Origin of the sequence: Solirubrobacter soli DSM 22325 (assembly GCF_000423665.1) — a bacterium.
In the GTDB taxonomy this organism is placed as follows: Bacteria; Actinomycetota; Thermoleophilia; order Solirubrobacterales; family Solirubrobacteraceae; genus Solirubrobacter; species Solirubrobacter soli.
Genome location: NZ_KE384071.1, coordinates 395,636 through 408,485, shown reverse-complemented (window position 1 = coordinate 408,485; position 12,850 = coordinate 395,636). Strand labels below are relative to the sequence as shown.

Annotated in this window: 17 protein-coding genes and 1 tRNA gene; 12 read left to right on the top strand and 6 right to left on the bottom strand. The window is 71.6% G+C overall.

Translation table 11 applies throughout. The annotated features are described in order from the left end of the window. Nucleotides 1-58: 58 nt before the first annotated feature. Nucleotides 59-1,060 (bottom strand): selenide, water dikinase SelD, encoded by a 1,002-nt coding sequence (gene selD, locus G569_RS55040; protein WP_053227606.1) that lies wholly within the window; start codon nucleotides 1,058-1,060, stop codon nucleotides 59-61. A gap of 186 nt (nucleotides 1,061-1,246) precedes the next feature. Between selD and G569_RS0137710 the strand changes: the two genes are divergently transcribed. Genes G569_RS0137710 through G569_RS0137690 form a run of 5 tightly spaced genes read left to right on the top strand, consistent with a single transcriptional unit; the run spans nucleotide 1,247 to nucleotide 3,505 of the window. Beyond that, nucleotides 1,247-1,576 carry a hypothetical protein gene (locus tag G569_RS0137710; protein ID WP_028067229.1) on the top strand — a complete coding sequence of 110 codons (330 nt, stop codon included), beginning with the start codon at nucleotides 1,247-1,249 and terminating at the stop codon, nucleotides 1,574-1,576. A 3-nt stretch (nucleotides 1,577-1,579) separates the two neighbouring features. Then, nucleotides 1,580-2,269, top strand: a complete 690-nt coding sequence (locus G569_RS0137705) for a metal-dependent hydrolase (RefSeq protein ID WP_028067228.1) — start codon at nucleotides 1,580-1,582, stop codon at nucleotides 2,267-2,269. Then, complete coding sequence (locus G569_RS0137700) at nucleotides 2,266-2,541, top strand: Lrp/AsnC family transcriptional regulator (protein ID WP_028067227.1); 276 nt, start codon at nucleotides 2,266-2,268, stop codon at nucleotides 2,539-2,541. Before G569_RS0137705 ends, G569_RS0137700 begins: the two co-directional genes overlap by 4 nt. Then, entirely contained in the window at nucleotides 2,538-3,173 is a 636-nt protein-coding gene (locus G569_RS0137695) for a hypothetical protein (protein WP_028067226.1), read from the top strand. The genes G569_RS0137700 and G569_RS0137695 overlap by 4 nt, the downstream gene beginning before the upstream one ends. Then, nucleotides 3,170-3,505, top strand: a complete 336-nt coding sequence (locus tag G569_RS0137690; protein ID WP_028067225.1) for a tRNA-binding protein — start codon at nucleotides 3,170-3,172, stop codon at nucleotides 3,503-3,505. The genes G569_RS0137695 and G569_RS0137690 overlap by 4 nt, the downstream gene beginning before the upstream one ends. Before the next feature lie 106 nt (nucleotides 3,506-3,611). Here the strand turns inward: G569_RS0137690 and G569_RS66195 are convergent, their stop codons facing one another. Further along, on the bottom strand, nucleotides 3,612-5,183 hold the full coding sequence (locus tag G569_RS66195) for an RNA polymerase sigma factor (RefSeq protein WP_028067224.1): 1,572 nt from the start codon (nucleotides 5,181-5,183) through the stop codon (nucleotides 3,612-3,614). 110 nt (nucleotides 5,184-5,293) lie between these two features. On the opposite strand from G569_RS66195, the gene G569_RS0137680 reads away from it, so the two are divergent. Both G569_RS0137680 and G569_RS0137675 read left to right on the top strand, forming a co-directional pair. Beyond that, a tRNA-Leu gene (locus G569_RS0137680) sits at nucleotides 5,294-5,380 on the top strand. Between the two features lie 3 nt (nucleotides 5,381-5,383). Further along, nucleotides 5,384-5,656, top strand: coding sequence for a DUF167 domain-containing protein (locus G569_RS0137675; RefSeq protein WP_037501840.1), 273 nt, complete (start codon nucleotides 5,384-5,386; stop codon nucleotides 5,654-5,656). Between the two features lie 33 nt (nucleotides 5,657-5,689). Here G569_RS0137675 and G569_RS61875 read toward each other — a convergent pair whose 3' ends face one another. Then, nucleotides 5,690-6,307 (bottom strand): winged helix-turn-helix transcriptional regulator, encoded by a 618-nt coding sequence (locus G569_RS61875; RefSeq protein WP_169542336.1) that lies wholly within the window; start codon nucleotides 6,305-6,307, stop codon nucleotides 5,690-5,692. Nucleotides 6,308-6,648: 341 nt separating this feature from the next. Here G569_RS61875 and G569_RS0137665 point away from each other — a divergent pair, with 341 nt between their 5' ends. Continuing rightward, the gene (locus tag G569_RS0137665; protein WP_169542335.1) at nucleotides 6,649-7,227 is read left to right on the top strand and encodes a DsbA family protein; all 579 of its coding nucleotides are present in this window, start codon (nucleotides 6,649-6,651) and stop codon (nucleotides 7,225-7,227) included. Between the two features lie 32 nt (nucleotides 7,228-7,259). Here the strand turns inward: G569_RS0137665 and G569_RS63340 are convergent, their stop codons facing one another. Then, entirely contained in the window at nucleotides 7,260-7,421 is a 162-nt protein-coding gene (locus tag G569_RS63340) for a hypothetical protein (protein WP_157592583.1), read from the bottom strand. An 86-nt stretch (nucleotides 7,422-7,507) separates the two neighbouring features. On the opposite strand from G569_RS63340, the gene G569_RS0137655 reads away from it, so the two are divergent. After that, entirely contained in the window at nucleotides 7,508-9,136 is a 1,629-nt protein-coding gene (locus tag G569_RS0137655; RefSeq protein ID WP_028067221.1) for an acetolactate synthase, read from the top strand. Between the two features lie 312 nt (nucleotides 9,137-9,448). Here G569_RS0137655 and G569_RS0137650 read toward each other — a convergent pair whose 3' ends face one another. Continuing rightward, the gene (locus G569_RS0137650; protein ID WP_028067220.1) at nucleotides 9,449-10,330 is read right to left on the bottom strand and encodes a Ppx/GppA phosphatase family protein; all 882 of its coding nucleotides are present in this window, start codon (nucleotides 10,328-10,330) and stop codon (nucleotides 9,449-9,451) included. Then, on the bottom strand, nucleotides 10,327-11,262 hold the full coding sequence (locus G569_RS0137645) for a 2-hydroxyacid dehydrogenase (RefSeq protein WP_028067219.1): 936 nt from the start codon (nucleotides 11,260-11,262) through the stop codon (nucleotides 10,327-10,329). Before G569_RS0137645 ends, G569_RS0137650 begins: the two co-directional genes overlap by 4 nt. Before the next feature lie 18 nt (nucleotides 11,263-11,280). On the opposite strand from G569_RS0137645, the gene G569_RS0137640 reads away from it, so the two are divergent. Genes G569_RS0137640 through G569_RS0137630 form a run of 3 tightly spaced genes read left to right on the top strand, consistent with a single transcriptional unit; the run spans nucleotide 11,281 to nucleotide 12,840 of the window. Then, on the top strand, nucleotides 11,281-11,706 hold the full coding sequence (locus G569_RS0137640) for a hypothetical protein (protein ID WP_028067218.1): 426 nt from the start codon (nucleotides 11,281-11,283) through the stop codon (nucleotides 11,704-11,706). A gap of 10 nt (nucleotides 11,707-11,716) precedes the next feature. Then, complete coding sequence (locus tag G569_RS0137635; RefSeq protein WP_028067217.1) at nucleotides 11,717-12,445, top strand: DUF72 domain-containing protein; 729 nt, start codon at nucleotides 11,717-11,719, stop codon at nucleotides 12,443-12,445. Continuing rightward, nucleotides 12,442-12,840 carry a CoA-binding protein gene (locus tag G569_RS0137630; protein WP_028067216.1) on the top strand — a complete coding sequence of 133 codons (399 nt, stop codon included), beginning with the start codon at nucleotides 12,442-12,444 and terminating at the stop codon, nucleotides 12,838-12,840. Before G569_RS0137635 ends, G569_RS0137630 begins: the two co-directional genes overlap by 4 nt. Nucleotides 12,841-12,850: the final 10 nt, after the last annotated feature.

Here is a 12,850-nt window from a genome sequence, read left to right as displayed (position 1 = left end):
GAGTATCTAGCTGTCAAACCACGCCCGAACCTAAACCCCACCTAAGGGGTCAGACCCTTTAAGTGACGTTGAGGATGCCGGGGGGGCCGGCGACGAGGCGGCCGACGACCCAGCCGTCGATCTCGGTCGGGTCCGGCACGGCGGCGAGGAGGCCGCCGGACGTCATCGCGTCGCAGACGAGGCGCTTGCGGTTGTCGGGGACGTCGCCCCAGGTGGTGAAGGTGTCGGCGTCGGCGCGGTTGCGCTTCGAGCCGCCGGCCACGGCGCGCTCGTCGGTCAGCAGTTCGAGGACGCCCTCGATCGCCGGGACCGCGGACGCGTCGATCTCGGCGGCGCAGCCTGAGGCGAAGGCGAGCTCGTGGGTGTGGCCGAGCAGGCCGAAGCCGGTGACGTCCGTGAGGGCGTGGGCGCCGGCCGCGCGGGCCTGCTCAGCGGCGCGGGCGTTCAACGTCGTCATGACCTCGACGCCCCGCGCGACGAGGGCCGGCTCGGCCAGGCCCCGCTTCAGCGCCGTCGCGATCGTCCCCGCGCCCAGCGGCTTGGTCAGCACGAGCACGTCGCCCACCACGCCGCCCGCGTTGGTCAGCACCGCCCGCGGGTCGACGACGCCGGTGACCGCGAGCCCGTACTTGGGCTCCGGGTCGTCGATCGAGTGCCCGCCCACGATCGAGGCGCCGGCGGCCGCCACCGCGTCGGCGCCCCCGCGCAGGATCTCGCGCAGGACGTCCGGGCCGAGCGTCTCCAACGGGTACGCCACCAGGTTGAGCGCCGAGACCGGCGTCCCGCCCATCGCATAGACGTCGCTCAGCGCGTTCGTCGCCGCGATCCGGCCGAACGCATAGGGGTCGTCGACGATCGGCGTGAAGAAGTCGGCGGTCTGCACGATCGCGAGCTCCTCGGTCAACTTCACGACCCCCGCGTCGTCGGCGAGGTCCATGCCCACGAGCACGCGCGGGTCGGTGGGACGGGGCAATCCGGCGACGATCGGACGCAGGTCGGCGGCCGACAGCTTGCAGCCGCAGCCCGCGCCGTGGCTCAACGAAGTGAGGGGAACGGCCATGCGTTCGTATGATGGCTTTCCAGTGGCCGCGACCAGAAATACGGCGGGGGGGCTGGCCAGATCCCCGGTCGTCGGTGCCCGCGGCGGCCGCCGCGGTCGTACTGGTTGTCCGGTGGCGGCGGCCGCCGCCCGGCAGCGGCGGGCGGGGCCCGCCAGAACCCGTCGTAGTTCTGAGAGAGGCCACTAATGGCCTCACGCCGCGAATACACGGATGCCGAGGTCGACGCGGCCGTCCAGGCGCTCACGGACCCGGACCGGCTGGCCCAGGCCCAGCGCGTCGTGGAGGCGAGCGCACCTGCGCTGCAGCGGATCCTCAACCAGGCGCTCCAGGAGGAGAACTGGTTCGACACCGCGCACCAGCAACAGGTGCTGCAGGCGGCCGGCAAGGCCGACATCGAAGAGCGGCTGCACGCCGTGCGGCTGCTGCTCGCCGAGGAGACCCGCGTCGCGATGCTGATCGGCGTCGCCGTCGGCTACGAGCTGGCCCACGAGCTCATCGACCACGAGGAGACCTGAGACATGGCTGCGGACGTACGTTGGCTCGGGCACTCCGCGTTCCACCTCTCCGGGGGCGGCGCGGACGTGCTGATCGATCCCTTCCTGACCGGCAACCCGAAGGCGGCCGCGACCGCCGACGAGGTGCCCGCGGACGTGATCCTGCTCACCCACGGGCACGGCGACCACCTGGGCGACACGGTCGCCATCGCCAAGCGCACCGGCGCGACCGTGCTGGCGATCGTCGAGCTGGCGGCCGAGATCCGGGGTGACGGCGTCGAGAACGTGGTCGACCCCAACTACGGCGGCACGGTCGTGTTCGACTGGGGCTGGGTCAAGCTCGTCCCGGCGTGGCACACCGCGGTCTCGCCCTCCGGCACCGCCCACATGCCCGCCGGCCTGCTGATCCACTACGGCGGGCACCTGATCTACCACCTCGGCGACACCGCCCTCTTCGGCGACATGAAGCTGATCGCCGGTCGTGGCGACCGGGTGGAGCTCGCGCTCGTGCCGATCGGCGGCCACTACACGATGGATCGCTACGACGCCGTCACGGCCGTCGAGCTGATCAACCCCTTCCAGACGATCCCGATCCACTACGGGACGTTCCCGCCCGTGGAGACCGACGCGCAGGCGTTCAAGCAGGACGTCCAGAACGCCGGTTTCAGCGAGGTGCTCGTGCTCGATCCCGGCGACACCCACACGCTGCGATGACCCACGCCGTCGTCCTGATCGGCGCCACGCGCGCCGCGCTCCAGACCCTCGGCGGCCAGCTCGCCGACATCGAAGGCGTCGCCGAGGCCTACAGCGTCACCGGTGAGTACGACTTCGTCGCGATCCTGCGCGTGCGCAACCCGGAGGAGGTCGCGCAGGTGGTCACGCACCGCTTCGCGGAGATCGAGGGGATCGAGCGCACGCAGACCATGGTCGCCTTCGAGGTCTTCTCCCAGCACGACCTCGAGGCGCTCTTCAGCATCGGCAATTGAGCGTCGTCGCCCCCGAACACCGCCCGACGCTGCGCGAGGAGCTCGCGCCGCTGCCCGCGCCCGCGCGCTGGGCGGTGCTCGGCGTGCTGATCGTGGTCGGCGCGCTGATCGCGGTCGCGCTGCTCGGCGGGGGCTCGAGCGCCGACGGCCGCGTGATCACCCACCGCGGCCCGGTGACGTTCAACCTGCGAATCCCGCCCGGGATGACCCAGCTCGAGCCGGCCGCCGGTGAGTGGGTGCACCTCGAGCGCAAGGGCCAGGACTCGATCGTCGTCTCGCCGCTGTCGCTGCCCGAGTACAAGGGCGACGTCGGCGGCATCCTGCCGGTCGTCGCCTCCCGTGAGCTGGACGCGCTCAAGAAGCGCTTCCCCGACCTCGAACCGGTCGAGGAGGGCAAGGCGCGGATCAACAAGGCGGCGGGGTACTCGCTGTCGTTCCGCGTCAGCCGCTCGCCGCGCCAGTACGGGCGGCTCGTGCTGCTCCCGCAGCCGGTGCCCGGCGCGCGGGACGGGGTGAAGCTGCTGCTGCTGGCGACGCCCGCGGGCGGGGCGGGGAAGGCGACCGACGTCGGCACCCGCGGCCAGCTCAAGACCCCCTACCGCTCGTTCCGTTTCGGCACGGAGGCCCCATGAGCAAGATCGACTTCGACCAGTTCCTCGCCGTCGACATGCGCGTCGGCCGGATCGTGAAGGTCGAGGACTTCCCCGAGGCGCGCAAGCCCGCCTGGAAGCTGACGATCGACTTCGGTGAGGAGCTCGGCGAGAAGCGCTCCTCGGCGCAGATCACGAACTACAGCCGCCAGGATCTCGAAGGCCGCCTGGTCGTGGCCGTCGTGAACTTCCCACCGCGCCAGATCGGCCCGGTGCGCTCAGAGGTGCTGACGCTGGGCGCCGCGGACGAGGAGGGACGCGTGATCCTGCTCGCGCCGGACGCCGAGGTCCCCCTCGGCTCCCGGATCCACTGAGGCTCTTCACTCGGGCGGCGGCGCGTCGGGGCCGCCGCCGAAATCGGGCTTCGCCCGGGGAGGGGGGACATTTCGGCGGCAGCCCCGCCGCGCCCCCGCTGAGCGCTCAGTGACCCGCGGGCGGCGGAGCGTCGTCGCCGGGCGGCGTCGACTCGGGCGTGGGGGCCGGGGTCGCGTTCGGCGTCGGCGTCGGGGTGACGACCGGCTGCGGCGTCGGGGTCGGGGCGGGCGGCGCCTCGGGGGTCGCGGACTGCTCCGGCGTGGAGGTTGCGGTCGGGTCCTGCGTCGGCTCGGTCGGCTGGACGGAGGCGAGGACCGGGCCGGTCGACGTCGCGGTCGGCGCCGGCGGCGTGTAGGAGCCCGCGCCGGACTGGGCGGTGCCGAGCGTGTCGGTCGGCAGCGCGGTCGTGTCGCCGCCCTTGGCCTCGCCGCTCGGGGCCGGGGTCGACGTCGGAGTCGAGCTGGCGGCGGGGGTGCCGGTCGGCGTCGCGGTCGGCTTGTCCTTGGCCTTGTCCTCGGCCGCGGGGACCTTGCGCTCGGTCTCCTTGGTCAGCTTGACCTTGCGCGCGTTCTCGCCGGACGGCTGCGGGCCCGAGTTGGCGAGCACCGGCGGCTGGGTGGCGACGGGGGTCGGCGCCGGCGCGACGGCCGTGTCGGCCGGGCTCGCCTGCGCGACGACCGGGTTGCGCTCGGCCCGCGGCTTGGCGGCGTGTTGGACCTCGACGGCGCCGGCGGTGACGATCGCGGCGGCCGCGAGGCCGGCCGCGGCCTTGGACGCGAAGGCGCTGAACCCGACCTGCACCGCCATGCCCGCGCCCGCGGAGCTCGCGGCGGCGCCGCCGGCAGCCGCGGCCGAGCCGGTCGCGGCGCCCGTCCCGATGTGGGTGAGCAGGAGCTTCTTGAGCAGGATCAGCGGGCCGACCGGATAGAGCGAGGCGAGCGCCTTGTTGGTCGAGCGCAGCTGCTTCTTGAAGGCGCTGCAGCGCTCGCAGGTGCGCAGGTGGCGGCGCACCGGGGCGCTCGTGCGCGTCAGGCCCTCGGCGACCTCGCCCAATTCGAGCCGCACCTCGTCGCAGGAGAGCAGCCGCGCTTCGGCGGCCTCGGCCAGCGACACGCGGGCGCGGACGAGCAGCGACTTGACCGACGGGACCGTCGTCTCCATCGCCTCGGCGATCTGGTCGTAGGACAGCGCGTCGATCTCGCGCAGCAGCAGCGCCGTCCGCTGCGTCTCCGGCAGATCCTGGACGTCCGCGATCAGGAGCCGGAACTCCTCGCGCTTGTGGACCTTGTCCGCGGTCGTGAGCCCACCCTCGGACAGGTGGATGTCCATCGAGTCCATCCCGACCGCCTGCGCGCGGCGCAGGTGGTTGAGCGAGCGGTTGCGGGCGATCCGGTACAGCCACGGCCGCACGTTGATCTCGCGCTCGTCGGCCAGCATCGCGTTGAACGCGGCCGCGAAGACCTCCTGCAGCACGTCCTCCGCGTCCTCACGCGAGGACAGCATGTGGCGACAGAACGCCAACAGCCGCGACTGATAGCGGGCCACCAGCGCCTCGAAGGCGTGGTGATTCCCGCGCCGGATCAGCGCGACGAGCCGCTCATCCGACTGCAGGCGCAGGAGCGGCGAACGACCGTGGAGACCGGCAGCGCCGGAGTGCTGTAGTGCGGAAGCTTCCAAGTGGACAGGGTGGAGCGTCAGGGCCCACACGCGATAACCGTCTGCGGGTGGGGAAGTTGCGGCGATCCGATAACCAGGGTACCCACGGGACCATCTACGATCTGCCGCTGGCCCGGGTGGCGGAATAGGTCAGACGCGATCGGCTTAAACCCGATTGTCTTGAATTGGGCGTGTGGGTTCGAGTCCCACCCCGGGCACTGATGGGCGACATCGCGATCCGCGTCCAACCACGCAGTCGTCGAAACGAGGTCGTGGGCGAGCGCGCCGGCGCCACGGTCATCCGTCTGACCGCGCCGCCGGTCGACGGGAAGGCGAACGCGGCGTTGTGCGCGTTCGTGGCGCGCGCGGCGGGCGTACCGCCGTCGCGCGTCAGCGTGGTCCGTGGTCAGACATCGCGCGACAAGATCGTGCGGGTCGACGGGGTGACCGAAGAAATTTTGAAGATCGCGCTACTCGGTCAGCGCACGGACTAGGACCGGGGGGCGTCCGCCCCCCGGGACGCCCGCTCAAGCAGCAGCGCTGGCTGCACGCGTCCTTGCGTTGGTGAAGCCGTCGAGCACCGCGGATGCCAGGCCGTCACGGCCGGAGATCTGCAGCGACTCGGACGTTCCGTCCGGGCCGAGCGCACGCACCCACGCCTGCACGGAACCCCGCACCGATGCGCTCGGCGACGCTCCACCGACCTCGGAGATCTCGGCGCGACCGCCCACGAGCGTCACCAGGTACTGGCGCTCGGGCAGGTCGCCCTCGGCCTCCACGATCAGCTCGACGGTCCCCTCGAGGCCCGCCGGCGGTTCGAGAATGCCCGGCGCGAGCCGGAAGATGGCGCCGACATTGACGTCCTCGCCCGGCCGTGGGGCGCTCCACGTCCAGTCGTAGCCCCAGCGCGCAAGCGCGCCGAGCACGGGAATCAGCTCTCGCGAGCGCTCCGTCAGCTCGTAGTCCACCCGCGGCGGAACCTCGCGGTAGCGCTGGCGGGTGAGCAGCCCATCGGCCACCATCCGGTTCAATCTCGACCGAAGTTGTTCGGTAGAGATACCGGGTAGTACGCGCTGGAGCTCAACGAACCGGCGCGGACCGGCGGCGAGATCGCGGATGATTAGTAGCGTCCACTTATCACCCACGAGATCGAGCGCCCGAGCATCGGGCGACCATTGATCGTATGGGTGACGTTTGGGCGGTGGGACAGGTGGTATGAGAGGCCTCCCTGGTGCGGCCTGGCGGTTTGCGCAGAATACTCGCTTCGACAACGGAAGGTTGCTGGTATCGACAATTACGGTCGATGACACGGTTGTGATCACGAGCGCAAGTTCCCGCCTCTTCACACGTTGTATGAAGACGACGGGGGCCAACGCTCTCGCGTCTGGGGAACGACACGAGACTGAGGATGTACGGAATGGGTGAGGTCATACGGCTGGAGGACCGCCGAGCGCGACTCCGGCCGGATGCAGTAGTAGGGGACCCGGTGAGGGCCGAGTTCTTGTTCGACCTCGCGTCGCCGTTCACGTATCTGGCGGCGGAGCGAGTGGACCGCGCGTTCGACGCGGTCGCCTGGACGCCTGCCTGCTCGCGGACGCTGCGCTGCCGCGCGGTCCCCGCGAACGAGCGTGAGGCGGAGCAGATCATGGAGCTGGCCGAGGAGCGCGCCGCTGCGCTGCGCCTCCCGCTCGAGTGGCCTGAACGCTGGCCGATGCCGGTGCCGGCCGCGATGCGCGTCGCCCACTACGCCTCCACCGAGGGGCGCGGGGCGGCGTTCGTGCTCGCCGCGACACGGCTCGCGTTCGCGGGCGGCTTCGACCTCGACGACCTCGAGATCCTGACCGAGGCCGCGGCCGCCGCGGGCCTGCGGCTCGATCACTGCCTGCGGGCGGCTCGCGAGGAGCGCCGCGACGGCGCCATCGAGGCGGCCGCGCGCCGCCTGCTCGGCGCGGGCGCCGACCGGCTGCCCGCGTTGTGGGTGTCCCGCGGTGTGTTCTGGGGCGAGGATCGCGTCGGCGACGCGGTCGCCACCGCGCGCCTGGCGGCCGCAGCGGGCCGCGCCTAAACCTAAAGGGGCCTGACCCCTTTAGGTTGGCTCTACGGCGAGACGAGGCCGGCGAGGATCAGCGAGTCCAGCGACTCGCGCGGCTCCTCCGCGTTCTCGATGCGGGGCGTCGTGAGGATCGGGTCCTCGCGGTCGGCCTCGCGCAGGAGCAGTTCGAGGTCGGCGTCGGTGAAATGCGGCTGCGGTTCGGCCATTCCTGCACGCTAGACCCGCGCGCCGCGGCGGCGCCACCCCATGGGCGGCGCGACCCCCCGGGCGGGGGGATAGATTCCGCGCGGCCATGTCTGACGAGCCCATCCGCCATCACGGTGGCCGCCTGATCGCCCAGCGCCTGAGGGCGCAGGGGGTGAGCCGCCTGTTCACGCTCTCCGGCGGCCATCTGTTCTCGATCTACGAGGGCTGCCGCCACGAGGGCATCGAGATCGTCGACGTCCGCCACGAGGCGACCGCGACGTTCGCCGCCGAGGGGTGGGCGAAGGTCACCCGCGAGCCTGGCGTCGCCGCGGTGACCGCGGGTCCGGGCGTGACCAACGCGATGAGCGGGATGGCGTCCGCGCTGCAGAACCACTCGCCGATCGTGGTCCTCGGCGGGCGCGCGCCCGCGTTTCGCTGGGGTCAGGGCTCGCTGCAGGAGATCGATCACGTCCCGTTCGTCCGGCCGACCGTCAAGCTCGCCGCGACCGCGGGTGCGACGCCCGAGATCCCGGGCCTGGTCGACGAGGCGTTCGCGGTCGCCCGCCGCCCGCACACCGGGCCGGTCTTCCTGGACTTCCCGCTCGACGTCGTCTTCATGGAGGCCGACGCGGAGGAGATCGCCGACGTTCCGGCGCCGCGCGCCGCGCTCGCCGACGATGCCGCCGTCGACCGCGCGCGGGCGCTGCTCGACGACGCGGACCGGCCGGTGATCATGGCCGGCACGGACCTCTACTGGGGGCGCGGCGAGGCCGCGCTGCTGGCGCTCGCCGAGGCGCGCGGCATCCCGGTCTTCCTGAACGGGCTGGCACGTGGCTGCGTTCCCGCCGATCACGCGCTGGCGTTCGCCCGGGCGCGCAAGACGGCGCTGGGGGAGGCTGACGTGGCGTTGGTGGTCGGCGTGCCGATGGACTTCCGGCTCGGGTTCGGCACCGCGTTCTCCGAGGACTGCGACGTCGTGGTGATCGACGTCGCCGAGCCGCGCCGTGACCATCCGCGCGCGGTCGCCGCCGAGCTCTACGGGGACCTGACGTCGACGCTGAACGCGCTGAACGGGTCGCGCCTGGCGACTGACGCGTGGGTCGCGCGGCTCCGCGGGATCGAGATCGAGAAGCGCGACGCGGAGCGCGCGCAGTTCGAGGATCCGCGCGCGCCGCTGCACCCGATGCGCGTCTACGGGGAGCTCGCGCAACTCCTGGACCGCGACGCGATCGTCGTCGGCGACGGCGGCGACTTCGTCTCCTTCGCCGGCCGCGTCGTCGACTCCTACCAGCCCGGCTGCTGGCTCGACCCCGGCCCGTTCGGGTGCCTCGGCTCCGGCCCCGGCTACGCGCTGGCGGCCAAGCTCGCGCACCCGGACCGTCAGGTCGTGCTGCTGCTCGGCGACGGCGCGTTCGGCTTCGCCGGGATGGACTTCGACACGCTCGCCCGCCACGGCGTCGCCGTCGTCGGCGTGATGGGCAACAACGGCATCTGGGCGCTCGAGAAGCACCCGATGGAGTTCCTCTACGGCGGCTGGTCGGTCGCTGCCGACTTGCGGCCGGAGACGCGGTACGACGAGGTCGTCGCCGCCCTCGGCGGCCACGGCGAGCTCGTGCGCACCCCGGGCGACCTGCGTCCCGCGCTGGTGCGCGCGTTCGAGAGCGGCAAGCCGGCGCTGGTGAACGTGCTCACCGACCCGGCCGTGCAGTACCCGCGCTCCGCGAACCTGGCCTGATCCGCGTCCCCCACGTGGGGGAACCGGTGGGTCACGGCGGCGGAAAGACCTGCTTAAAAAGGAGCCGCCCGCGGCGGGGGCGGGCGGCTACCAGATGGCCCCGTCAGGACGGGCAGGGGTACGTGCCTTGAGGGGCCTATTGAGTGGTCCAGGCGGCGGGAGGCGCCGATGATGCGGCATCGCCCGGACCTATGTGTCGGTGGACGGCGGCGGGAGGCACGACCGCCCTTCCGACACGCGGGATTCTCCACCTTGAGCCGTCGGCGGAGCAATCGAACAGATGTCCACCATCGGACACGCTGAACCTTGACTTCAGGTTCCTTGTGTGGTTGAGCGTGCGAGACCCCAGAGGATGTCGTGCTCGGAGGCTTCGACCCGTTCGAGGCCTAAGCAATTCACTACTTCTAGCATGATTGCGATTCCCGCAACGATCACGGGGGCTCGGGACGGGTCCAGGCCGGTGACCCGACTGCGCTGTGCGAGGGGGATCGCGGCCATTTCGGCCAGCAGCTCGCGCAAGCGGGAAGCCGTCAGGATGTGGCCTTCGACGCGGTCCGCGTCGTATTCGGCCAGGCCGAGGTCGATGGCCGCGCACTGAGTTGGCGTGCCGGCAACCGCAATTGCCTTCACCGGGTTCTCACGCATACGCACCGGGACGTGCGCCATGAGAGCTTCGCGCACGTCGGACGTGAGGTTCTCGAGCTCCGCGGCCGTCGGCGGATCGCTGTGCAGGTGCCGTTCGGAGTGGCGGACGACGCCGATCTGGGTGGACACGTGGGCGGTCGAGGTGACGAGCTCCGTCGAGCCGCCGCCGATGTCGATCACGACGAACTCGCCGCTTCGGCCGTAGGTCGCGCCGGCGTAGGTCAGCTGCGCCTCCTCGTCGCCGCTCAGCGTGCGCGGGGCGAAGCCCAGGACGCTCTGCACGCGCGCCGCGAACTCGCTGCCGTTGGCGGCATCGCGGACGGCCGAGGTCATCACGGCCGCGGCTCCGTCGCAGTCGTCGATCGCGACGCGAAAGCCGGCCAGGACGTCGAGGACGCGCTGCTGGGCCGCGTCGGCGAGGCGGCCGGTGCGGTCCACACCTTCGCCGAGGCGGGTGACGATCGACGCGCGGGCGAGCTCCGTGTCGCCTGTCGCGACCAGCAGGCGGGTGGAGTTCGAGCCGATGTCGACCGCGGCGACCCGGGTCACGAGGCGGGGTGCGGCATGTCCCGGCCCGCGAGCGCGGCGAGCAGGTTGTCGACCGCCATGTCCGCCATCCGCGAGCGGGTGCGGAAGGTGGCGCTGCCGACGTGCGGCACGACGAGCAGGTTCGGCGCGGTCAGGAGCGGGTCGTCCGCGGGGAGCGGCTCCGGCGTCGTCACGTCGAGCCCCGCGCCGGCGATCTCGCCGTCGACGAGCGCCTCGCGCAGCGCCTCCTGATCGACGACGCCGCCGCGGGCGGTGTTGATCAGGTAGGCGGTCTTCTTCATGCGCTTGAACTGGGCCGCGCCCATCAGGTGGCGCGTCTCGGGGGTCAGCGGCGTGTGCAGGGAGACGTAGTCGGCCTGCTCGAGCAGCTCCTCGAGGCTCACGCCGGAGGACCGCGAGCTGTGGATCACGTTCATGCCGAAGCCTTCGCCGCGGCGCGCCATCGCCTGGCCGATCCGGCCCCAGCCGACGATCCCGAGTGTCATCCCGGCCGTGTCGCCGCCGACCATGTGCATCGGGTACCAGGGCACCCACTCGCCGTCGCGCACCTGGCGCTCGCCCTCGTTGATCCGGCGGGCGATGCCGAGCAGGAGCGCGAACGCGATGTCCGCGGTGGCGTCGGTCAGCACGCCGGGCGTGTTGCCGACCGCGATCCCGCGCCGTCTCGCTTCGTCGAGGTCGATGTTGTCCGTGCCGACGGCGAGGTTGGCCACCGCCTTGACGGACGGTGCGCGATCGAACAACTCCGCGTCGACCTTCTCGGTGATGATCGTCAGCAGCGCGTCGGCGCCCGCCGCGCGTTCGAGCAGCGCCTCGCGCGGGGGCGGCGCGTTGTCGTCCCAGACGTCGACCTCATGCTCCGCCTGCAGCCGGGTGAGCGCCTCGAACGGGAACGTGCGGGTCACGAACACCTTTCCCACGGCGGCAATCATGGCGGTTAAGGTCGCGCGATGACCCTCCGCTCCCTTTCCGGTGTCTTTGTCACCGCGCTGATCCTGGCCGGCGCGTCCCCTGCGCTCGCGGCGACAAAGAACGGCATCACTCCTCTCTCCCCCAAGGCCAACGCGACCGTCCCCTCCGGCCAGTCCCCGACCTTCAAGATGCGGGTCAAGGGCAAGGGCAAGGGCCAGGTCTGGGTCCACGTCTGCAAGTCCAACAAGAAGAACTCCGACGGCGTGATCTGCTCCGAGGAGTCGATCGGCCGCGCCAGCAAGAAGGGCGGCGTCTTCCAGTACAAGCCGAAGTTCTTCGACTTCGACGAGTTCTGGCTTAACTCGCCGGGCACCTACTACTGGCAGGCCCACCGCATCCAGTGCGAGAGCGGCATCGACGACTGCCTGCAGGAGGGCCCGGTCGTCAAGTTCAAGGTCGGGTAGCACTCCCGGCATCCACCCGCTTCATATCGGCTGCTCGGGCTGGCAGTACCGCGACTGGCGCGACGGCGCGTTCTACCCGCCGAAGCTGCCGCAGCGCCGCTGGCTCGAGCACTACGCCACCGAGTTCGAGACCGTCGAGGTCAACAGCACCTTCTACCGGCTGGCCAAGCCGGACGCGGTCGCGCGCTGGGTGGCCGAGACGCCCCCGGACTTCGTGTTCACGGTCAAGGCGAGCCGCTACATGACCCACGTGCGGCGCCTTCGCGAGCTCGACGAGCCGCTCGCCCGCTACTACGAGGCGATCGGGCCGCTCGTGGAGTCGGGGAAGCTCGGTCCGGTGCTCTGGCAGCTGCCGGGGAACTTCAAGCGCGACGAGGACCGGCTCGCCGACGCGCTCGAGCGCTTCCCGCCCGGCCGCCACTGCTTCGAGTTCCGCGACGAGTCGTGGTTCACCGCCGACGTGCTGCAGATCCTGCGCGCCTACGGCGCCGCGCTCGTCTACGGCGACCACCCCGAGCGCCCGTGGCAGCCGCTCGAGCTGACCACCGACTGGACGCTGATCCGCTTCCACCACGGCTCGCGCGGCCGTCGCGGCAACTACTCCGAGACCGAGCTGCGCGACTGGGCGGCGCGGGTGCGCGACGTGCGCCGCGACGCCGAGGTCTTCGCCTACTTCAACAACGACTGGGAGGCCTTCGCGCCGGCCAACGCGCTCCGCCTGCGAGCCTTGTCGGAGTGAACGACGACATTCGCCATGTGCTCACCGAGTACCGCACCTGGGCGGTGGTCGGCTGCTCGCCGTCGCCGTTTCGCGACTCGCACCGGATCGCGGCGATGCTGATGGGCCGCGGCTACCGCGTGATCCCGGTCAACCCCGCGTGCGACGAGGTCCTCGGCGAGCGCTGCCACCCGGTCCTGCCGCCCGATCAGGGCATCGAGGTCGTCGACCTCTTCCGCCGCTCCTCGGCCGTCTCCGCGCATGTCGACGAGGCGATCGCGGTCGGCGCCAAGGCGGTCTGGATGCAGCTCGGCGTGATCGACCACGACGCGGCCGAGCGCGCCCGCGCGGCGGGGCTGCGGGTCGTGATGGACCGGTGCCCGGCGATCGAGCTTGGGCGCCTTGAAGGTGGCTAGGGCGCTGCTA